We start from the raw sequence: 22,832 nt of genomic DNA, 5'->3' as shown, positions 1-22,832 counted from the left end.
TGAAATAGTTTGTTTATAGGGGATAAAGTGGTTTTTTCTCAATTTCTCTTTTATTTTTAAGCAAAAAAATTGACAAAATCTTTCATAATTTGTGAAATTCCGCTATAATAAACAAGAATATGCGTGCAACTATTCTATTTTTTAGATATAAAGGATGAGAAAAACATGCGGAAAATGAAAACAATGGATGGGAATGCTGCAGCAGCTTATATTTCCTACGCCTTTACAGAATTAGCAGCCATTTATCCAATAACACCAAGTTCAACAATGGCTGAGCTTGTTGATCAGTGGTCGGCCGAAGGTAAGAAAAATATCTTTGGTCAACCTGTGAAAGTAGTCGAAATGCAATCGGAAGCTGGTGCTGCCGGGGTGGTCCATGGCTCTTTAAAAACAGGCGCGCTTACCACGACCTATACGGCTTCACAAGGGTTACTTTTAATGATTCCTAATATGTACAAAATAGCTGGAGAACTATTACCATCTGTTTTTCATGTGGCGAGCCGAGCTTTAACTACGAATGCTTTAAATATTTTTGGTGATCAAGGAGACGTAATGGCCGCACGCCAAACAGGCTTTGCTATGTTGTCAGAAAGCAGTGTACAAGAAGTGATGGATTTGGCACCAGTGGCTCACTTGGCTTCGATTGAAGCGAGTGTTCCATTTATGAACTTTTTTGATGGCTTTAGAACAAGTCATGAAATTCAAAAAGTGGCAGTTCTTGACTATGAAGAATTAGCACCCTTAGTAAATCAAGAGAAATTAGCCGAATTTCGTCGTCGAAGCATGAACCCGAATCACCCTTCCGTTAGTGGAATGAACCAAAATCCAGATATTCACTTTCAACAACGAGAAACAATAAATCCTTATTATGAAAAATTACCTGGTATTGTTCAAAAATATATGACAGAAATAAACCGGTTACGGGGAACCAATTATGATTTGGTGACGTATTATGGCGCAGAAGATGCAGAAGAAGTGATCGTTACAATGGGTTCAGTTGCGCAAACAATTGAACAGACTGTTGATTATTTACAACAACAAGGAAGAAAAGTTGGCTTCCTTAATGTCCATCTTTATCGACCATTTCCAGTTGAAACATTTCTCGAAAAAATACCACAATCAGTTAAAGCAATTGCTGTTTTGGATCGGACGAAAGAGCCCGGTGCTGGTGGCGAACCGTTATTATTGGATGTCCAAAGTGCGATGTATGAAGCGGACATTCGCCCAACAATTATTGGTGGACGCTATGGTTTAGGTTCTAAAGATGTACTGCCAAATCAAATTGTTGCGGTTTTTGATGAATTAATGAAAGAACGTTCTGCCATGAAGAAGCGTTTTACAATTGGGATTGATGATGATTTAACTTATACTTCATTAGAAGTTGGCAAACCACTTGATTTGACGAATCCGAAAACCTATCAAGCTAAATTTTGGGGCTTTGGTTCTGATGGCACAGTAGGGGCGAACAAGTCAGCAATTAAGATTATCGGTGATCATACAGACAAGTATGCGCAAGGCTTTTTCTATTATGATTCAAAAAAATCAGGCGGGTTGACCGTTTCTCATTTACGTTTTGGCGAGACACCCATTCGTTCAACATACCTCATTGAACATTCTGATTTTGTGGCCTGTCATACAGCCGCTTATTTGCATACCTATGATTTAGTAAAAGGGTTAAAAAAAGGCGGGACTTTCCTCTTAAATACCATTTGGAATGATGAACAACTAGCACGATTTTTACCAAATCAATTAAAACGGTATCTAGCTGAAAATGAGATTCAGTTTTATACAATCAATGCAGTGAAATTAGCTAGTGAAGTCGGGCTAGGCGGGCGAATTAATACTGCGATGGAAACAGCTTTCTTCAAATTAGCGGAAATTATGCCTTTTGAGCAAGTGTTGCCAATTTTAAAAGAAGAAGCACTGAAAAGTTATGGTCATAAGTCCATGAAAGTTGTCGAAAAAAATATTCAAGCAATCGATAAGACCGTTGAATTGTTGCATCAGGTACCTGTTCCAGCAGAGTGGAGAACGCTTGAAGTTCAACCGCGAAAACGTTCAGAAAATGTTAGTGATTTTGTTCATGAAATTGTTGAACCGATTAATCGTCAAGAAGGCAATGCGTTATCTGTTGCGACACTAGCGAAAAATGGGATGACAGATGGGCGAATGCCTTTGGGAACTGCGGCAGTTGAAAAACGTGGAGTTGCATTAGAAGTACCTGAATGGATTAGCGATCGGTGTACCATGTGTAATGAATGCGCCTTTGTATGCCCCCATGCGGCGATACGACCATTCTTAGCCGATGAAGAAGAAATGACTGAAGCGCCAGAAGGATTCATTGTACGTGATCTACGTGGTGCCGACGGCTTGAAATATCGTATCCAAGTCTCAGTCAAAGATTGTACTGGCTGTGGTCTTTGTGTTGAAGCCTGTCCAGCTAAAGGGAAAGCTTTAGTAATGAAACCTTATGAAGAAGAAAAAGAGCAGGCTATGAACTGGGCGTTTGCTATGACGTTACGTCAAAAGGAAAACCCAGCAAAACCGAATACTGTTTTAGGTTCGCAATTTAATAAACCTTTATTAGAGTTTTCTGGTGCTTGTTCTGGTTGCGGCGAAACGCCTTATGTTAAATTATTGACGCAAATGTTTGGTGACCGAATGCTGATTGCTAATGCAACAGGTTGCTCATCGATTTGGGGTGCTGCAGCGGGTGTGACACCTTACACTACTAATGAACAAGGACAAGGTCCAGCTTGGTCAAATTCTCTTTTAGAGGATAATGCCGAGTTTGGTTACGGCATGTTGTTAGCAACGCAAGCCCGTCGCGAACGTTTAGCTAGTAAAATGACCAAAGCTTTTTCTGTAGCCAGTGACTCGTTGCGTCTATTGATGGAAGATTGGATAGCACATCTGTCCGAAAGTGAAGGTACGCAACAACGTGCAGCTAAATTACGTGCAGCTTTGCTTGAAGAAAAAACGAATCAACCTTTATTGGAAGCAATTTATGACGATCAAGATCTTTTTGTTAAACCAAGTCAGTGGATGATTGGTGGGGACGGCTGGGCTTACGATATTGGCTACGGCGGTATTGACCACGTGTTAGCTAGTGGCGCGGATGTAAATATGTTAGTTTTAGATAATGAAGTCTATTCCAATACAGGTGGCCAAACTTCCAAAGCAACTCCTGCATCAGCGATTGCGAAATTTGCTGCCAGTGGGAAGTATGCCTCTAAAAAAGATTTAGGGATGATGGCAATGACTTATGAAAATGTCTATGTCGCTCAAATTGCCTCAGGTGCAAACCAAATGCAGACGATTAAAGCTTTTGAAGAAGCAGAAAAATTCCCTGGACCATCGATTATTATTGCTTATACACCATGTATCACACATGGTTTAGCAGGTGGGATGAGTCAAACGTTGAAAGAAGCGAAAGACGCGGTTCATTCAGGTTACTGGTCTTTATATCGCTATAATCCATTATTGCGAGAAAAAGGCAAAGAACCAATGACATTGGATTTCAAAAAACCAGATTTTTCATTAATGAAAGAGTTTATGCGCCAACAAGTTCGCTTTGCATCCTTAGAATCTAGTCAACCAGATACAGCGGAATTGTTATTTAATAAAACAATTAATGATGCTAAGAGACGGTTCTATAATTATGCTCGTTTAGCTGGTCAAGAAGAAAAAATTCGAGCAAAACTTGAAAAACAAAGTGAACCAGAAATAAATACGCCAGAGAACGAGAAGCCACGAGTGAAAAAAGAACGCGTAGTTGATCCGGAAGCGGAAGCAAGAAGGGCTGCCCGCCGCGCAGAACGAGCAGCCAAGAGAAAACAACGTGAGCAAGATTAAATAGAAGTCAAAAAAACGTGTCTGAGCTTTTTGCTTAGACACGTTTTTTAGTTAATGACTTTAGTCAGTTGAAATCTCTAAAGAGATTTCGACAAAAAACCACGCGTACTGCGCGTGGAGGTCAGAGCTTTAGCGATAAAAACTCCTTTCGATATAATAGATAAAGGCTACCAACCGTTATCAAATCGAAAGGAGTTTTTGAATGTCGAACGACGATAAAAGTTTAGCACATACTCGTTGGAATTGTAAGTATTATCTTGTGTTTATACCAAAATATAGAAGAAAAGTAATCTATGGTCAATTGAGGCGAGATATAGGGAAAATACTAAGAAAATTGTGTGAGATGAAAGAAGTCGAAATCATTGAAGCGCATGCAATGACCGACCATATCCATATGTTGGTAAGAATTCCACCGAAGTTGAGTGTATCAGGTTTTATGGGTTTCTTAAAAGGAAGAAGTGCAGTAATCATTCATGAACGTCATGCGAATTTAAAATACAATTATGGAAATCGATCCTTTTGGTCAAAAGGCTATTATGTGAGCACTGTATGACTGAACCAAAAAACGATAGCAAAGTATATACGAGAACAAGAAGCAGAAGATCGAGTAAGGGATAGTATAAACAAAAGAGAGTATAAAGATCCATTTAGGAAGTAACAGCTAGATAAGAATAGAAAGGTAGCGGTTGGCGGTCTCTAAAAAAGCTCCCTTAAAGGGAGCAGCAGGTAGCGATCCCTTCTAGGGCTATTAAAAAGCCACCCGCTAGGCGGGTGGATAGTTACTAGAAATGCGATTTTTTGATGAAAAATTTCAAGTTATTTGAAAAAGTTCCTAAATTTTTTTGATGTTTCCGCTTGCGTTCTGTGATGAAAGAAAATAATGTGGTATACTTGTTAGGAAATCTTGAGAGAGAAGTGAGGGGTATGATGTCGTTTCAATTGAATCAATTATTAGATTTGAATTATTGGCAGCAAGTCATCTCAACGGATTTCTTATCTAAGGATTTTGTTATCAATATCATAGATATCCTAGTCGTATGGTACCTCGTTTACAAATTAATCATGCTTGTTCGTGGAACAAAAGCAGTCCAACTATTAAAAGGTGTCGCTGTTTTTATCATTATCCGCATTCTAAGTGAGATAATTGGTCTACATACATTATCTTGGTTAATGAATCAAGTCATCATGTATGGTGTAATCGCCGCGGTTGTTATTTTTCAACCAGAAGTGCGAAGAGGGCTGGAACATCTAGGGAGAAGTTCGTTTTTCCGCCCGAATAAAGGTGCGCAACAAGAAGATGAGCGTATTATTCAGGCCTTTGACAAAGCCATTCAGTACATGTCAAAACGGAAAATTGGTGCTTTGATAACCATTGAACGCAATACCGGTTTAGATGAATACATTGAGACAGGTATTGATTTGGATGCCGATATTACTGGTGAATTACTGATTAATATTTTCATTCCAAATACACCACTACATGATGGTGCAGTGATTATCAAAAATGAAAAAATTGCTGTTGCTAGTGCGTATTTACCGCTATCAGAGAGCAATTTAATTCCAAAAGAATTTGGAACGCGCCATAGAGCCGCAGTCGGTATCAGTGAAGTCAGTGACGCCATTACGATTGTTGTTTCTGAAGAAACTGGTGACGTTAGTTTGACGTTGAACAATGAATTAATTCCTGGACTAACGCAAGAAGAGTATTTAACAATTTTGCGTAAGGAGTTAATTTCGGAATCATCGGAAGATAAAAAAAGTGCTTTGCAGCATTTTATCGATGATGTAACAAAGGGGGTTAAACGCAAATGAGAAAAGCCTCCCAAAAAAGCTGGTTTAATGGTTTGCTTTCATTGCTGTTTGCATTGTTGTTATTTTTTAATGCCAATGCAACAGGCAATAATCCCTCCAATTCAGGTTCAAGCCAAACGTATAGTGAAACATTGAATAATATTCCTGTCCAAGTCCAATACGATAAAGACAAATATTATGTCTCTGGATTTGAAGAGAGTGTAAATGTTCATTTACGTAGTGCGAACCGCATTCAATTAAACATGGAATCAAATGCTGACACACGAAATTTCCAAGTGGTCGCAGACTTAACCAAATTGCCATTAGGGACTTCGGAAGTGCCTTTGACAGTTCGGGGACTAAGTTCAGCTGTTACAGCTGAAATTGAACCGAAAACAGTGACTGTAACGATTGAAAAGAGAGTAACAAAAAAATTCGATGTAGAAGCACAACTTTCTGATAACATTGAAAAAGAAGGCTACAAAGTAAAAAATATTTCTGTAGATCCAAAAACTGTAGAAGTAACAACTGGAGAAGAAACAGCGAAAGCAATTGACAAAGTGATTGCGCCAGTCTCAAGTGCCAAACAAACAATTGATACGATTAAACAAACGGTAAATGTTCAAGCGCTAGATGCCAAAGGTCAAGTCCTAAGTATCGAAAATCCAGCACCACAAGTCAAAGTAACAGTAGGCTTAACTGCGCCAACAAAAGATGTACCACTGAATGTTAGTATGACAGGTACGCCACCAGCTGGGATCGCTCATTACAATTATAGTTTATCAACGTACCAAGTTAGGGTCAGTGGCCCGCAATCAATTTTAGATACGCTAGAATCAATTGAGGTACCGGTAGATATTTCTGATATTCGCAAAGAAACAAAACAATCAGTGACTATTCCCGTTAATGGAGAATACGTAGTTACACCAGATGAGGTTGACGTTTCTTTGAGCCCCGTGTACAATCAACAACAGTCATCAAATACAAATGAAACTTCAGGGGAACCTGCAAGTTCAACAACGGCTGGCTCAGGTAGCCAAGCAGTACAACCAAGTACATCCAGTCAAGTAGAATCAAATACTTCTGAAACAACAAGTGAGGGATCAACAGTAGAAAGTACAACTGCTGGTTCAACTGAAAATACAGAGAATCAAGTGACTAAGGAGAATCAAAATGGGTAAATATTTTGGAACAGATGGTGTAAGAGGAATTGCAAATAAGGAGTTAACACCTGAATTAGCTTTTAAATTAGGGCGTTACGGTGGTTATGTGTTGAGTCAACATGAAGATAGTTCAAGAAAACCTCGTGTTCTCGTAGGCCGCGATACACGTATTTCAGGTGAGATGTTGGAACAAGCATTGATTGCTGGGTTATTATCAGTCGGGATTGAAGTTTTCCAATTAGGGGTGATTTCAACACCTGGTGTAGCATATCTTACTCGTTTACAAAAAGCATCCGCTGGCGTAATGATTTCAGCTTCACATAATCCTGCGGAAGACAATGGGATTAAGTTTTTTGGGGCAGACGGCTTCAAATTAGTAGACGATCAAGAAGCAGAAATTGAAGCATTGTTAGACGCAGAAGAAGACACCTTACCAAGACCTTCTGCTGAAGGCTTAGGCTCATTAGATGAATTTCCAGAAGGCTTACTAAAATATTCACAATTTTTAGTTCAAAGTATTCCTGGCGATTTAGCAGATATGACTGTTTGTTTAGATGCGGCCAACGGAGCAACTGCAACAGCAGTCAATCGTGTCTTCGCGGATTTAGAGACAGATTTCTATACAATGGGAACAAGTCCTAATGGATTGAATATCAATGATGGTGTGGGTTCCACTCATCCTGAAGCTTTGGCAGAAATGGTTGTTGAAAAAGGCGCCGATGCTGGTTTGGCTTTCGATGGCGACGGCGATAGAATTATTGCAGTCGATGAATTAGGACGAATTATCGATGGTGATAAAATCATGTATATTTGTGCTAAGTATTTAGCTGAGAAAAAACGTTTGAAAAAAGATACAATCGTTACAACGGTGATGAGTAATCTAGGTTTCCATAAAGCTGTAGAAGAAATTGGCTTAAAAGATGTGGTAACGCAAGTGGGTGATCGTTATGTTGTAGAAGAAATGCGTAAAAATGATTACAATTTTGGTGGCGAACAATCTGGTCACATGATCTTTTTAGATTACAACACAACAGGTGATGGCATGCTTTCAGGGATTCAATTGTTGAATGTTATGAAGCAAACGGGCAAAAAATTATCTGAATTAGCGGATGAAGTGACGATTTATCCACAAAAATTAGTCAATATTCGTGTCACAGATAAAAATGGTGCAATGGAAGTTCCGGCAATCAAAGCAGTTGTCGAACAAGCAGAAGCAGAAATGAATGGCGAAGGTCGTATTTTAGTTCGTCCTTCTGGAACAGAACCATTGTTACGTGTGATGGCCGAAGCGCCAACACAAGAAAAAGTTGATTATTACGTTGATAAAATTGCTGAAGTAGTACGTGCAGAAATCGGCGTTGAATAAGAACAAATTAGAAACCAGACACTTAATGCTAGCTTGCGTTAAGTGTCTGGTTTCTTTGTTGGAAATCAAAAAAAGAAAATAGCTAATAAGCTCCGTCTATCATTGACATAGAGCGGTTAAAAGGGTACTATTTTAGAAGTAAGATGCACCGCGTATCTTCTTTTTTTATTTGATAAAATCAAGAAGGGAGCGGCTGTAAATCAATGGAGTTATAGAATGGAGGAGCGAAATGAAAGAAAAAATGTCCGTCAAGACAATTGTAGCAATTGGAATTGGCTCTGCAGTTTTTGTTATTTTAGGTCGATTCGTTGTAATTCCAACTGGAATTCCTAATACGAACTTAGAAACGTCGTATCCATTTCTTGCTTTAATGTCAGTTGTTTTTGGACCAGTAGCTGGAGGGCTAATTGGTTTGATCGGTCACACGTTAAAAGATTTTACCACGTATGGTAGCGCTTGGTGGAGCTGGATTATTTGTTCAGGAATTATTGGTATTATTTTTGGCTTCGCTGGTCGTAAAATGGATCTTCAACATGGTGAATTTACAACAAATGACATGGTGCGTTTCAATATTTTCCAAGCGTTTGGTAATATCGTCGTTTGGGGCTTAATCGCGCCTAGTTTGGATATTTTGATTTATAGTGAACCCGCAAGTAAAGTGTTTACACAAGGCGTATTCGCGACTGTTTCAAATATTGTCGCTGTGGGGATTATTGGAACATTGTTGATGAAAGCTTATGCATCAACAAGAACAAAGAAAGGCAGTTTATCGAAAGATTAAGAAACTGTCGAAATAATTTAAATGGTTAAGGGTCTGCCCTAGTAATTACTTTGCTAATGCTCAGACCCTTTCTTTTATGGAGAAACTGAGGTGAGGCCGAATGAAAAAACCAATCATTACTTTTAATAATTTTTCCTTTCAATATCATAGCCAATCTGAACCGACATTAAAGGGGATTCAATTAACCATCTATGAAGGAGAAAAGGTTTTAATCGTTGGGCCTAGTGGTAGTGGTAAATCAACATTGGCGCAATGTATCAACGGGTTAATTCCCAATATTTATGAAGGTGAGATTCAAGGAACAGCTACGGTTGCTGGTAAAAATATCCAAGAAACAAGTCTATTTGATTTGTCTTTTGATGTAGGAACTGTTTTGCAAGATACCGATGGGCAGTTTATCGGTTTAACGGTTGCTGAGGATATTGCTTTTGCTTTAGAAAACGATGCAGTTGAACAAGCAGAAATGAAAAAAGCGGTCCACAAATGGTCCGAGATTGTTGAGCTGAATCAGTTATTGCAACACCGTCCACAAGATTTGTCAGGTGGTCAAAAACAACGTGTATCTATGGCGGGCGTTCTAATTAACCAATCAAAAATTTTACTTTTTGATGAACCTTTGGCTAATCTTGACCCACGAGCGGGACAAGAAACAATGACTTTGATTGACACCATTCAACAAGAAACAAAAGCGACTGTTTTAATAATAGAACATCGCTTAGAGGACGTTCTTTGCGAATCAGTTGATCGAATTATTGTCATGAATGAGGGCGCAATTATTTCTGATACAACGCCAGATGAATTGTTACGTCAAGATACGTTGACCCAACAAGGGATTCGTGAACCTCTGTACGTTACAGCCATGAAATATGCTGGGATTGATTTAACACAAGTTAGTCATTTAGACAAATTAGCCGAAGTATCAGGCGAAACGGTTTTGCCTAAAATGACACAGTGGTCTGTCCAACCTAGTTCAGTTAGTGCAGTCAAAGGAGCTGAACTATTACGTTTGGAACAAGTGTCCTATCAATATGATCGTCACGGTGAAAAAGTGTTAGATGACTTCTCAGTAACTATTCATCATGGAGAAATGATCAGCATTGTAGGAAAAAATGGTGCCGGGAAGTCTACGCTTTCTAAAATAATTTGCGGGTTCATCACGCCTCAATCGGGCAAGATTTTATGGGAAGGACAGGATTTTTCCAATTATTCAATCAAAGAACGTGCAGATAAAATTGGTTATGTGATGCAAAATCCCAATCAAATGATTTCTAAAAAAATGATTTTTGAAGAAGTAGCTTTAGGATTAGTTTTACGAGATGTGCCACAAGCAGAAATTGAGGAACGTGTGACGAATATTTTACATATTTGTGGGCTGTATCCCTTCCGGAACTGGCCGATTTCTGCATTGAGTTTTGGGCAGAAAAAACGGGTAACTATTGCATCGATCTTAGTTTTAGAACCTGAATTATTAATTTTAGATGAACCAACAGCTGGGCAAGATTTTAAACATTATACAGAAATGATGACATTTTTAGAAGAATTGAACCGCTTAGGTGTGACTATTTTAATGATCACTCACGATATGCACTTAATGTTGGAATATACAACACGTGCGTTAGTAGTTTGTGATGGACGTTTACTAGCAGATGCGACTCCAGTTGCTGTTTTAACAGATGAAAAATTAATTCAAGCAGCTTCTTTAAAAGAAACGAGCTTGTTTACCTTTGCTAAAGCGTTAGGCTTGGAAAATCCCTTGCTATTTACGGAAAAATTTGTTGCTTACGATCGTGAGGTGCGTTTTGGATGAGTGAACGACAAATGTTAGGCTATCATCCTGATTCAACCTGGATTCATCGCTTAAACGGCACAAGCAAATTAGTCTTTTTAATCGTTGTCTCTGTGGCTTGTATGACCACGTATGATACTCGTTATCTGTTAGGAATGTCTGTAGTTTCGCTTGTTTTGTTAAAATTATCAAATATTAAATGGCATCAAATATCTTTTGTTATTAAATTTATTGCTATTTTTTCTTTGTTAAATATCTTAACGGTTTACCTTTTTGCACCTGAATATGGGGTTGATTTATATCAATCACGTACCGTGATTTGGGAAGGAATCGGACGGTTTACTTTGACACAAGAAGAATTATTTTATGAATTTAATTTAGTTTTAAAATATTTCTGTACGATTCCGTTGGCATTAATCTTTTTATTAACAACAAATCCTAGTGAATTTGCCTCCAGCCTGAATCGAATTGGTGTGAGTTATCGGATTAGTTATGCAGTAGCGCTGGCTATTCGTTATATTCCCGATATCCAAGAAGATTTTTTTAATATTTCTTTAGCACAACAAGCGCGAGGTTATGAGATGTCTAAAAAGGGACGGTTAGGCCAACGAATCAAAGGCGTAGCACAAATCGTTTTACCCTTAATCCTATCTAGTTTAGATCGAATTGAAACTGTGAGTACCGCTATGGAATTAAGGCGTTTTGGTCAAAAGAAAAATCGAACGTGGTATGCGCAACAACCTTTTCATCTGCGTGATTTTTCGGTAATGATACTTGCCTTATGCTTATTAGGAATCAGTTTCTGGTTGTTCCATGTGAATGGTGGCCGGTTTTATAATCCATTCCAATAAATAACAAATTGATAAGGTTCTATAAATAGAACGGATATTTTTTTATTATTAAGAATCTAGTACTTTCTCTTACTATGAGTGTACTAGATTCTTTTTTTACAACTTTAAAGAACTAGACCAATTTTCGGTTTTTAGATTTTTGTTGACAAGTACCTACTTTTAATTGTATGATTGTTTATGTTTCTACGGAATATATTTACAAAGGAGGTATATAGACCAATATCGGATAGCGCCAGACCTGAACGTTCAGGTGACGAGGAGAGAGCTTATCGAAGATTCGGCGGGTGGCTCTAGGGACTGCACTCTACAGATAACAAAGAAAAACTAATTGTGAAGTTAGAACAAAGCGGTTATCACGCAGGTAGAAACATATAATGGGATTTGCTAGTTAAACAGGACCTAGTAAATACAGAATTTCAATTGGAAAGTAGGAATTAGCATTATGTGTGGAATTGTCGGAATGATTGGAAAAGAAAATGTCACGGAAAGTTTGATTCAAGGATTAACAAAATTGGAATATAGAGGTTATGATTCTGCTGGGATTTGTGTGAATGATCAAAGCCAACAGCCCCATGTAGTTAAGGCAGTTGGGGGCATTGCCGATTTAGCAGCAAAATTAACGCCAGAAATCGATGGAACAGTTGGTATTGGTCATACTCGTTGGGCCACTCATGGCGAACCAACTGTCGCCAATGCACATCCCCATGTTTCAAGCGATCAACGCTTTGCATTAGTGCATAATGGTGTCATTGAAAACTTTGAAGAATTAAAAGAACAATTTTTAAGTGGTGCTCACTTAATTGGTGATACAGATACTGAAATCGTCGTTCAATTAATTGCTCATTTTGCTGAAAATGGTTTTTCAACAAAAGATGCTTTTAAAGCGGCTTTAGCCGAAATTAAAGGTTCATACGCTTTTGCATTAATGGATAAAATGGACCCCAATACTATCTACGTAGCGAAAAATAAAAGCCCGTTACTTATCGGTCTAGGTGAAGGCTTTAATGTTATTTGTAGTGATGCGATGGCGATGATTAAAGAAACCAATCAATTTGTTGAGATTGTTGATGGTGAAATTGTAACTGTTACAGCGGACAAAGTAGTAATCGAAACGCCAGAAGGACAAGTAATCAACCGAGAACCTTTTGAAGCGCAATTAGATTTAAATGACATTGAAAAAGGAACATATCCGTTTTATATGCTCAAAGAAATTGATGAACAACCTGCAGTGATGCGCAAAATTGTTCAAGCGTATACTCAAGGTGAAAAAGTGACTTTTGATGAGGCGTTACTGGAAAAAATTAATCAATGTGACCGAATTTACATTATTGCTTGTGGGACAAGTTATAATGCAGGTTGGGTCGGAAAATCTTTAATTGAAACGATTGCCAGTATTCCTGTGGAAGTTCATTTATCAAGCGAATTTGGCTACAACATGCCTATTTTATCTGAAAAACCGTTCTTCATTTTCTTAAGTCAAAGTGGTGAAACGGCAGATAGTCGCCAAGTACTGGTACAGGTTAATGAATTAGGGCATCCATCACTTACATTAACAAATGTTGCTGGCTCAACATTATCACGTGAAGCGGACGATACCTTGTTATTACACGCAGGACCAGAAATTGCTGTCGCTTCCACCAAAGCTTATACTGCTCAAATCGCTGTCTTAGCTATTTTAGCAAAAGCAATTGGCGAAGAACGCCAAACATTAGCAGCCGTCTCATTTGATGTGGCTCACGAATTGAGCGTGGTAGCAGCTGTCATGGAAACCTTGATTGATGAAAAACAACAAATGAAAGCCTTGGTGGAAGATTATCTGACGTATACTCGAAATGCCTTCTATATTGGGCGAGGAGTCGACTATTATGTGTCGATGGAAGCGGCCTTGAAGTTGAAAGAAATTTCCTACATTCAAGCAGAAGGCTTTGCGGCAGGTGAATTGAAGCATGGAACGATTGCCTTAATTGAAGAAGGAACACCTGTGATTGGGATTGTGACAGATGCCAAAGTCGCAGCCCATACAAGAGGCAATTTAAAGGAAGTCGAAAGTCGTGGAGCAAGAAATATTGTGATTGCCTTGGAATCCTTGGCAAAACCACAGGACCAACTGATTATTCCGGATGTTCATCCGTTACTTTCTGCCTTAGTTAGCATTGTTCCAGGTCAATTATTAGCGTACTATGCAACCTTACAAAGAGGCTACGATGTTGATAAACCAAGGAACTTAGCCAAAAGTGTAACTGTTGAGTAAATCAAGAACCTGAGAGAAAGATGTTCAACGGGTTTTCATGAGTTTTAATATCTGAGACAAAAATCACTTTAGATTTTTGTCTCAGATATTTTTTATAAAAGAAAGATATTCAGTCAAAAATGAAAGATTCCAAAGAAATTCTTTTTTTCCGTTGAAAACTGTTTGCATTTTAGCAAAATTAGATATAATTAATAAGAACCGAAAAATAAGAATTAGCCAGTGAGGTAACTTTGTTTGAAAGAAAGCAAAAAGTAGGTTAAGCTGAAAAGTGCTAATTTATTTAACAAAAAAAGATTGTGAGTTGTTTGATATGGATCAGTTTAGTACATTAACTGAACAAGAATTTACTACCTTTGCAATGACACATCCTGCAGGTAACTTTTTAGAAACACCCGAAATGAAACATTTATTGGAACGACGTGGCTGGCATTGTGAATACGTTGGCGTCAAACGAGAAGGCCAACTAATTGCTGCGTGTATCCTAAGCAAGAAAAAAGTCAAAATTGGTTATGCTTTCGACATTGACGGCGGGATTTTGATGGATTATACAGATAAAAAATGTGTAGAAGCCTTTTTCACAGGCTTAAAAAAATATGTGAAAAAAAATGATGGCCTTTATTTAACCTTTACTCCCAATAAACAAATTTGTTTACGTGATTTTAATGGCGGTGAAGTTGAAAAGGTCAATCAAGAAACATTTGACTATTTCACATCAATTGGTTTTGAACACCAAGGGTTTGATGTGCACAATTTTGATGGCGCGCCACGTTGGCTGTTTGTCAAAGATATGGCTGGATTAACAGAAGAAGATCTTTGGAAATCTTATGGAAAAGATGCTAAATATGACATCAAGAAAACATGGGAATATGGAGTAACAACCCGAGAACTTCGTTACGAAGAGCTACCTCTGTTTAAGAAATTAACGGAAGAAACAAGTGCACGGCGTAATTTTGAAGATAAGGATTTAGCTTATTACCAAGCTGTTTATGAAGAGTTTGGCGAACGAGCGAAATTTATGGTGGCGGAACTAAACTTTGCTACTTATTTAGAAAATCTTCATGAGAAATTACGCAAATTACAAGAGACGCTCAACGAAGTCAATGAAGCGTTAATTGCCAATCCTAAAAGCCGTAAAAAAAATAACCAGAAACGTGAATTTGAAGATGAAGTTCGTACCGTGCGCAAACGGATTGACGAGGCTAAAGAAATGAAAACATCAGATGAACCTGAAATTTTAGCAGGCGCCTTATTCATTGTTCATCCACAAGAAGTGGTTTACTTGTTTAGTGGTACGTATGAAAAATATAAACAATACTATGCACCGTATTTAATTCAACATAAAATGTTAACTTACACAGTAGAAAATAACATTCCCAAATATAATTTTTATGGCGTTGACGGTGTCTTTGATGGAAGTGATGGGGTTCTTAAATTCAAACAATCCTTTGGCGGTCATGTCGAAGAATTAATGGGCAATTTCCACTGGAAAGCCAAACCGATGAAATATGCCTTATACCACGCATTAAAAACGATTAAAGAAAAAGTCTAAAATTAAAACCTAATCCTTAAAAGGAATGGACGAAGTGAGGCGTTTAAATGGAAAATCAAGTTGAGGTTATGACGTATGCACAGTTAAAAGAAATTATGCAGGCGTTAGAAGCAAACGAAGCGATTACAGAAGATACAAAAGTCTTTATTGATACAGGCTGGGATAGCGTGCAAGAAGTAGCACCAGATGCAGTCAGTATTGAAAAAGTTGCTAAATTTACAGTAGCAGATGTTTTAACAAACGAAAGTTTTGCTGGGTATAGTTTAGAAGAAAAGGCGGAGAAGATGAACGCTGAAGGCGACCTAGAAACGGCAATTATTATTCGTAATCTTTACTAAAAAAGTCCGTTTGAATAGTTAAAATCGAGGTCGGGACAGAAGTGTATAGCTCCGAGCAACGCGTAGTGTTGGTTCTGTTCCCGCTGGTTATCAGGTTTTGAGCCTGGAGCAAAAATCCAAAGTGATTTTTGTCCCAGGCTCATCTGCTTTAAATAAGAAATAAAGGAGGTTAGATATGAGTACCATTCATGAATTTCCAAAAAACTATGAACGTTTTATTGCACAAGGAGAAGAAGCACTTGTAGAACATAATCAGATCGCCGCTTTAGAAAATTTTCAACAAGCCTATCAGCTACAACAAACGCCGCCAGTAAACCAAAAAATTGTCCAATTATTGTTGGAAATGGGTGAAGCTGACGAAGCACTAGCATTGGCAGAAGCGTTCCAAGAGACTTATTTTGAGAACCTTGAAACAGCGGCAATTTATATGCAAATTTATAGTCAAAGTCGTCGCTTTATTGAAGGGTATATTTTATTGAAGCAATTACTTCAAACTAAAAAAATAACGCTAGCACAACAAAAAACGTTAGAACAGCAATTAATGCAAGTGGAAGAGGCGTATCAACAATTAGAAACGCAGCAAATTCAAGCAATTAAAAGGAACTTGTTAGTAAGCGATCAATTGCCCGTTTATCAACAATTAGCGAACATTAAAACCAGTTTATATTTGCCTAAACCAGTATTTGTGGAAGTCGCAAAAGATTTAGTTATGAACCAAGCACTTAGTTATTTTGCTCGGGAATGGTTCATTGAAGAATTAGCACTGTTGCAATTTTCAGAACCACTGACTTTTCTTTGGTATGACAATCAGCCTCAGACAGTCTTACTAGAAGGAAAAACTGGACCGTTAAATACGCCAATCTATTCCGAAATTTATACTGAACTTAGGAATCGTTTAGAAAATGATGATCCAATTATGCTGCAGCATTTGGAAGAAGAAATTCGGTTGCATCTTGCCTATTTGTATCCATTAGCAGAGAAGGTTATTTCAGATCCAACTATCTGGGTCTTGGGTTATTTGGCAACCTACTATCCTGAATATATTGAAAAAGAATTGACTGAAGCAAAAGGTCATCAAATCGATGCTGTTCAAAAAGTTCAACAGGCGATACGAACGGCTTTTACACAAATAATGCTTTAAAAAATGGCACGTCCTAAAAACGAGGACGTGCCATTTTTTCGGTTTCAGAAATTTGCTGAATCTGCTCTAATTGCTTTTCTTGACTGATTATTGCGGATAATAGAAAAAAGCAAGACAGAAATAAGTAAAAAGGATTCCTTGAATCAAGCAAATCACAACGAACAATGGCGTTGCTCCTGGAAAAGAATCAGAAATCCGTGTAATTAAAAATTCAACTAACCATAAAATCATTGAAAATAAAAATAATTTTTTCTGACGAGTTCTCATAGTCCGCAACAACCTTTCTGGTGATTTTCACTTCTCTATCATAACATAGAAAACGAGCTATTTTTTCTCAAAAATTTTGTTACTTCATAAGAAAAATGGGAAATAAACAAGTTTCAGGAAGTAATAAATGTACCCGAAAAGAATACTTAATCCATCTTAATCAAACCATACAGTCACGTTTATTGCAAAAGAAGTGTTTTTGGATGGAACAAATTATTTCATAAACACAAATATTTCTTTGTTGTTTGTATAAATGTCATAAAAGTGATTACTTACTACTTTTTGATTTTTAGACATATCCGTATCGGTCAGTGGTGCCATCTCTACTCCTAAATTCGATGAAGTATTGAACCAAACGTAATTAGGGAAGTATAGACCGTCATTTGGTGGCACAATTTTTGAAAGAATTGGGTAGTTTCGACTTGTATTAGCATAAACAGTTGAATTTTTGAAAAACGTATTTAAATAAACTTTTTTTCGTTCGTTTGTTACAACATTTTTTAAATCATCTGTTAAAACAGCTGCTTGGCGATTAAATGCTTCTTTTTGATAGTTTAATGTGGAAGAATACACCAAAACAAACGATAAAATATAATAAGATAACAAGCTGGCCACAAGTAACGAAGTTAGATAAATTGCTTTCACTTGTCGATTGTTAAATAAACTTAACATGCTGATTGTAACGAAAACAGCAAATCCGTAAATATAGCGAGGCGCATCACCTGCGATATTTCTTGAATAGACAATAAAAATACCAAAACTTAAGAGAGAAGCAAGTCCTAAATACAAGATACAATAAAGGAAACTTAGGCCTAAGTTGATTTTGCTATTTGCTAGATGACTAATAAAAAATAAAACAAGCAGTAGGAGCAGTAATAAAAGCCATAAACGATTACTTTGGTTCAATAGCTCTGAAAAATAATGGTAACTATTTTGATAAGCCACACTGGGAATATCATGCAAACTTGGTAAGGCCTGACTGCCCCCAATGTTGTTTGTTGCGGAAGGTACAAATTTTAACTCAATAAGGTAGCTGACTATAGAAAGTAGATAAGCGATAGCAGCAAGTGCGACTTTTTTACAAAGAGCAATGAAATTTTCTCCAGCAAGTAACTGCTTGAAAGTAAGGAATAAGACGATAACTATATAAATTCCTGACGAGGCTTGGTAAGTATTAAACATAACAAACAGTGAAAAGACAGAAACCAAGAAAAACGTAAAAGAATTACGCTGCCACCAATAAAAAGGAAGAAACGAACAAAAAATACTCAGTGCCATATAGGGACTATCAAACCTGAAACTAAGACATTGGAGGAACCAAGGATTGAGGCCAATTAAAGTAGCTACTAAAGAGGAACCCCAGCTAATTTTTTGGTCATTGATGATATAAATAGCCAGTATGCTTGTGAGAGATAAGATAAGACCTGTTAGAATAGGTGTGGTCAAGCCCAGATCTGTCAAATGACGACTTCCTTGAACAAACCATGAGAGAAATTCACTGCCCCAACGTGCGTAAGTCGTACCAAAATCTGTCATTCCAGCGACTTGGCGAGCATTATCATCTAAGTAAGGGAAATTGATAATGCCGATGGATAAAACTGCCACTTGATAAATTAAAATGATCAATAGAAGATAGGCTTTATTTTCAATACACCAATTCTTTAAATCAAATTTTTTTGATTCTGTAGGTAATTGTTTCATCATTGTACTCCACTCCAATAATTATTTAACAATTAAAATATACCATAACGAGTGGAATGAAGAAATTGCTTTTGTTATTTTCTCATCTTGACAGAACACTAAGGGTAGGCAAAACAAAAAAATCCCAACTCTTTATTAAAGAGTTGGGATTTTACCAAAAAGCCACCTGCCGGGCTTGAACCGGCGACCCCCACCTTACCATGGTGGTGCTCTACCAACTGAGCTAAGGCGGCACTTTCAAAGGCTAAACTAACTCGAGGATTGCAACGAAGTGAAACCCATAGAGTTCATTTTCAAAGGCTACACTGCGACGAGTAATCGTCAAAGTTCCTTTTGAAAAATCGTACAAATCTCGTGCACAAGAAATAGAATAACGTATAGACGAAAGTTTGTCAATTGCTCTTTCGTAAAAAAAGAAAAATGATTTTTTTCTAAGAAAAACTGTTGACAATCTCTTTTTTCTCTAGTAAAGTGTAAATCAACATCACAGATAACTATTCATTCGTTGAAGAGAAGAGTAAATTTTGATGACCTTCAAAAGAGAGTCCTGATTGGTGAAAAGGGACAAGGTTCAGAAAAGTTGAAGATGGCCTCTGAGAATAAATTGCTGATAAGTAAGCAATTTCGGCTAAGCACCCGTTACCATGTGCACCAAGTTAATAAAGACTTGGATAAGAGATGAGATATAAAGAATCAGTTATATTTCGAAAAAAGGTGGTACCGCGAATCATTCGCCCTTTACTAGCAAAACGCTAGTGAAGGGCTTTTTGCTGTGAATCACTACGACTGGCGCGAAGCGACAGAGTAGATGATGAACAGTACAAGGTGACCGAAGGGCAGGTTGTATCATTTACACGAAAGTGTTCCTACGATTCTCGCCACAGTCAAATCCTGTTGAGCACTACGACTGATGCATAGAGAGAGCAGCTATTATCTGCGATTACTCGATGCTTGAAGGGGTAGGAACTCTAGTCTGTTTGATTTTGAAAATAAACGAAAATCAGTTTAAAATGAATAGAAATAAAAAAGCAGTGATATAGTAAGTACAAGACTTGATTTGTCTAACAGAGAGCCTAGGTAGCTGAGAATAGGTGACAAAGACGTTTTGGAAAATGGCTATTGAGCAAGCGCTCCGAGTGTTAAACACAAGGCGGCGACGGGGGCTCCCGTTATCGAGCTAGGGTATCGAACATGTTGTTCCGTACTTGAAAAGGGAATTTGTGTGAGCAAATTCTGAACATGAGGTGGTAACACGCAAAAAAGCGTCCTCAACGATACAACTCGAGTTGTGTCGTTGAGGATGCTTTTTTCTTTTTTATGAAAAAATGCAGGTTGGTAAGAATGAAGGGGGATAAAGAATGATTGAACTAAAAAATATCAGTGTGACATTTCAACAAAAAAAACAAGAAATTCAGGCTGTCCAAGATGTTTCTTTGACGATTGATAAAGGGGATATCTACGGAATCGTTGGGTATTCCGGTGCTGGAAAAAGTACGTTAGTACGGGTAATTAATTTATTGCAACGACCAACAGCGGGCACCGTTATTATTAACAAAGAAAATATTTTAACTTTTTCTAAAAAGGAATTACGACAACAACGAAAAAAGATTGGAATGATTTTTCAACATTTTAATTTGATGAAAGAGCGGACCATATTTAGTAATATCGATTTTTCATTAAAATATTCTGGGCTAAGTAAAAGTGAACGGCGTCAAAAAATCAGCCATTTATTAGAGCTAGTTGGACTAAGTGAAAAACGGGACGCTTACCCCAGTCAACTATCAGGAGGGCAAAAACAGCGGGTTGCGATTGCCCGCGCTTTAGCAAATGATCCTGAAATTTTACTTTGTGATGAAGCGACGAGTGCGTTAGATCCAAAAACAACGGGACAGATTTTAGCCTTGTTAAAAAAGTTAAATCAAGAACTGAATTTGACGATTGTCTTAATCACCCATGAAATGCAAGTGGTTAAAGAAATTTGTAATAAAGTCGCGGTGATGGAAAATGGCTGCGTTGTCGAATCAAACGATATTGTTTCGATTTTTAGTCAACCCCAACAACCTTTAACCAAAGATTTTATTCGGACAGCAACTCATATTGACCAAGCATTAACCACGATTCTTGAACATCCTAAATTAGCTGATTTAGATAAAAATCAAGAATTAATTGAATTTTCTTATGTGGGAGATCAAACGAACGAGCCATTAATTGCACAATTGTATAGCCAATATCAGGTGTATACGAATATCCTTTATGGCAATGTCGAAATTGTTCAAAACGTTCCTATTGGCCATTTAATTGTGGTGCTTTCTGGCGATGAGGCCCAGCGTCAACAAGCCCTTGCTTATTTAGCGAAACAAGGCGTGCGAACCAATGTTTTGAAAACCTATCAGCAAACGAAGCAAAAGCAGAATTTACAGGTGATTTAAAAAAGGAGTGAACTGAGAATGTATCAATTATTTGAGAAATATTTTCCGAATGTTGTCCAATTAAAACAAGAGTTTCTTCAAAGTACATGGGAAACAGTATACATGGTTTTTTGGACAGCATTGATTGCTGGTGTGTTAGGAGTCTTGTTGGGTGTCGTGCTTGTTAGTACTGGGCCCAGTGGTGTTTTGAAAAATCCACCCCTGTATAGTGTCTTAGAAAAAATTATTAATGTTTGCCGCTCTATTCCTTTCATCATTATGCTCGCACTGATTCAACCATTAACACGAATTTTGGCAGGAACGACAATTGGTACAACCGCAGCGTTAGTCCCATTAGTTATTGGCGTAATCCCGTTCTTCGCGCGCCAAATTGAAAATGCGTTATTAGAAGTGGATCCTGGCGTTATCGAAGCGGCAGAAGCTATGGGGACGAGTCCCTTAGGGATTATTTTTCGGGTTTATCTAATTGAAGGGTTACCAAGTATTATTCGTGTTTCAGCAGTGACAATTATTAATTTAATTGGATTAACAGCCATGGCAGGAGCGATTGGGGCCGGTGGTCTGGGCAACTTAGCGATTACTCGAGGCTACAATCGGTTTCAAACCGATGTGACATTTATGGCCACGTTAATTATTTTAATTATGGTATTTATCAGTCAAGCCATTAGTAATCAATTAATCAAAAAAACATCACATTAGAAAAAAGGAGAAATGACAAATGAAAAAATTTAGTAAATTAATTGGACTTATTGGGGTATTAGCTTTTACGATTGCAGGTTGTGCATCGGGGGCTGCGAAGGATACTAAGACAGAAACCGTTAAACTAGGGGTTGTAGGAACAAAAAATGATGAATGGGAATCGGTCAAAGACCGTTTGAAAAAGAAAAATATTGATCTACAATTGGTAGAATTTACAGACTATACGCAACCCAATGCAGCATTAGCAGAAAAAGAAATTGATTTAAATGCCTTTCAGCATCAAATCTTTTTAGACAATTACAATAAAGAACATGGGACGAAATTAGTATCAATTGGCAATACAGTCAATGCACCATTGGGAATTTACGCTAATAAATTGAAAGATATTACGAAAATTAAAGACGGCGGAGAAATTGCTATTCCTAATGACCCAACGAATGGCGGGCGGGCGTTAATTTTATTACAAACTGCAGGACTGATAAAAGTTGATCCTGCGAAACAGCAACTACCGACTGTCAGTGATATTACTGAAAATAAACGCCAATTGAAAATAACTGAATTAGATGCTACGCAAACAGCGCGCGCTTTACAAGATGTCGATGCTTCAGTGATCAATAGCGGCATGGCTGTCGATGCTGGGTATACACCAGATAAAGATGCAATTTTCTTAGAACCTGTAAACGAAAAAGCGAAACCTTATGTGAACATTATCGTGGCCCGAGAAGAAGATCAAGAGAATAAACTTTATCAAAAAGTTGTAGAAGAATATCAACAAGAAGAAACGAAAAAGGTCATTGCAGAAACATCAAAAGGCGCCAATGTTCCAGCCTGGGAAACATTTGGTAAAAAATAAAGGAGGCATTT

At 37.7% G+C, this 22,832-nt stretch carries 16 protein-coding genes, 1 tRNA gene, 1 pseudogene and 2 other annotated features; of the genes and pseudogenes, 15 read left to right on the top strand and 3 right to left on the bottom strand.

Annotated elements, in window-relative coordinates:
• The first annotated feature begins 123 nt into the window (after positions 1-123).
• The 12 genes and pseudogenes from nifJ to KQI94_RS08010 all read left to right on the top strand — a co-directional run bounded on the left by nifJ (position 124) and on the right by KQI94_RS08010 (position 16,872).
• Positions 124-3,855 (top strand): pyruvate:ferredoxin (flavodoxin) oxidoreductase, encoded by a 3,732-nt coding sequence (gene nifJ, locus KQI94_RS08065; RefSeq protein WP_002389760.1) that lies wholly within the window; start codon positions 124-126, stop codon positions 3,853-3,855.
• A gap of 202 nt (positions 3,856-4,057) precedes the next feature.
• A pseudogene (tnpA, locus tag KQI94_RS08060) lies at positions 4,058-4,513 on the top strand (IS200/IS605 family transposase).
• 269 nt (positions 4,514-4,782) lie between these two features.
• The gene (cdaA, locus tag KQI94_RS08055; RefSeq protein ID WP_002389035.1) at positions 4,783-5,667 is read left to right on the top strand and encodes a diadenylate cyclase CdaA; all 885 of its coding nucleotides are present in this window, start codon (positions 4,783-4,785) and stop codon (positions 5,665-5,667) included.
• The gene (locus KQI94_RS08050) at positions 5,664-6,827 is read left to right on the top strand and encodes a CdaR family protein (RefSeq protein ID WP_002362088.1); all 1,164 of its coding nucleotides are present in this window, start codon (positions 5,664-5,666) and stop codon (positions 6,825-6,827) included. Before cdaA ends, KQI94_RS08050 begins: the two co-directional genes overlap by 4 nt.
• On the top strand, positions 6,820-8,175 hold the full coding sequence (gene glmM / locus KQI94_RS08045) for a phosphoglucosamine mutase (protein ID WP_002356936.1): 1,356 nt from the start codon (positions 6,820-6,822) through the stop codon (positions 8,173-8,175). The genes KQI94_RS08050 and glmM overlap by 8 nt, the downstream gene beginning before the upstream one ends.
• A gap of 229 nt (positions 8,176-8,404) precedes the next feature.
• A complete protein-coding gene (locus KQI94_RS08040) occupies positions 8,405-8,956 on the top strand; it encodes an ECF-type riboflavin transporter substrate-binding protein (RefSeq protein ID WP_002356937.1) in 552 nt (183 codons plus the stop codon).
• 100 nt (positions 8,957-9,056) lie between these two features.
• A complete protein-coding gene (locus tag KQI94_RS08035; protein WP_002356938.1) occupies positions 9,057-10,763 on the top strand; it encodes an ABC transporter ATP-binding protein in 1,707 nt (568 codons plus the stop codon).
• Positions 10,760-11,593 carry an energy-coupling factor transporter transmembrane component T gene (locus KQI94_RS08030; RefSeq protein ID WP_002356939.1) on the top strand — a complete coding sequence of 278 codons (834 nt, stop codon included), beginning with the start codon at positions 10,760-10,762 and terminating at the stop codon, positions 11,591-11,593. Before KQI94_RS08035 ends, KQI94_RS08030 begins: the two co-directional genes overlap by 4 nt.
• A 442-nt stretch (positions 11,594-12,035) precedes the next feature.
• Positions 12,036-13,844 (top strand): glutamine--fructose-6-phosphate transaminase (isomerizing), encoded by a 1,809-nt coding sequence (gene glmS, locus KQI94_RS08025; RefSeq protein WP_002369132.1) that lies wholly within the window; start codon positions 12,036-12,038, stop codon positions 13,842-13,844.
• Positions 13,845-14,154: 310 nt separating this feature from the next.
• The gene (locus KQI94_RS08020; RefSeq protein WP_002369134.1) at positions 14,155-15,393 is read left to right on the top strand and encodes an aminoacyltransferase; all 1,239 of its coding nucleotides are present in this window, start codon (positions 14,155-14,157) and stop codon (positions 15,391-15,393) included.
• A 47-nt stretch (positions 15,394-15,440) separates the two neighbouring features.
• Positions 15,441-15,731: a hypothetical protein gene (locus tag KQI94_RS08015; RefSeq protein ID WP_002359936.1), complete on the top strand. Its 291-nt coding sequence runs from the start codon at positions 15,441-15,443 to the stop codon at positions 15,729-15,731.
• A gap of 175 nt (positions 15,732-15,906) precedes the next feature.
• Complete coding sequence (locus tag KQI94_RS08010; protein ID WP_002369136.1) at positions 15,907-16,872, top strand: hypothetical protein; 966 nt, start codon at positions 15,907-15,909, stop codon at positions 16,870-16,872.
• 87 nt (positions 16,873-16,959) lie between these two features.
• Here KQI94_RS08010 and KQI94_RS08005 read toward each other — a convergent pair whose 3' ends face one another.
• The 3 genes from KQI94_RS08005 to KQI94_RS07995 all read right to left on the bottom strand — a co-directional run bounded on the left by KQI94_RS08005 (position 16,960) and on the right by KQI94_RS07995 (position 19,073).
• Positions 16,960-17,139, bottom strand: a complete 180-nt coding sequence (locus KQI94_RS08005; protein WP_002383739.1) for a hypothetical protein — start codon at positions 17,137-17,139, stop codon at positions 16,960-16,962.
• A 213-nt stretch (positions 17,140-17,352) separates the two neighbouring features.
• Positions 17,353-18,843, bottom strand: coding sequence for a glucosyltransferase domain-containing protein (locus KQI94_RS08000; protein WP_002390283.1), 1,491 nt, complete (start codon positions 18,841-18,843; stop codon positions 17,353-17,355).
• Positions 18,844-19,000: 157 nt separating this feature from the next.
• Positions 19,001-19,073, bottom strand: a tRNA-Thr gene (locus tag KQI94_RS07995).
• A 263-nt stretch (positions 19,074-19,336) separates the two neighbouring features.
• Positions 19,337-19,582, top strand: a binding site (T-box leader).
• Between the two features lie 280 nt (positions 19,583-19,862).
• Positions 19,863-20,113: a binding site (T-box leader), on the top strand.
• Between the two features lie 85 nt (positions 20,114-20,198).
• Here KQI94_RS07995 and KQI94_RS07990 point away from each other — a divergent pair.
• The 3 genes from KQI94_RS07990 to KQI94_RS07980 are packed head-to-tail and all read left to right on the top strand — an operon-like array spanning position 20,199 to position 22,821.
• A complete protein-coding gene (locus KQI94_RS07990; RefSeq protein ID WP_002369140.1) occupies positions 20,199-21,269 on the top strand; it encodes a methionine ABC transporter ATP-binding protein in 1,071 nt (356 codons plus the stop codon).
• 18 nt (positions 21,270-21,287) lie between these two features.
• Positions 21,288-21,968 (top strand): methionine ABC transporter permease, encoded by a 681-nt coding sequence (locus KQI94_RS07985; RefSeq protein ID WP_002366918.1) that lies wholly within the window; start codon positions 21,288-21,290, stop codon positions 21,966-21,968.
• Between the two features lie 19 nt (positions 21,969-21,987).
• On the top strand, positions 21,988-22,821 hold the full coding sequence (locus KQI94_RS07980; RefSeq protein ID WP_002369141.1) for a MetQ/NlpA family ABC transporter substrate-binding protein: 834 nt from the start codon (positions 21,988-21,990) through the stop codon (positions 22,819-22,821).
• Positions 22,822-22,832: the final 11 nt, after the last annotated feature.

The organism is Enterococcus sp. S183_ASV_20, assembly GCF_018919685.1.
In the GTDB taxonomy this organism is placed as follows: domain Bacteria; phylum Bacillota; class Bacilli; order Lactobacillales; family Enterococcaceae; genus Enterococcus; species Enterococcus faecalis.
Note: the sequence above shows the minus strand (reverse complement) of the source record. Positions and strands in the feature narration are given on the sequence as shown.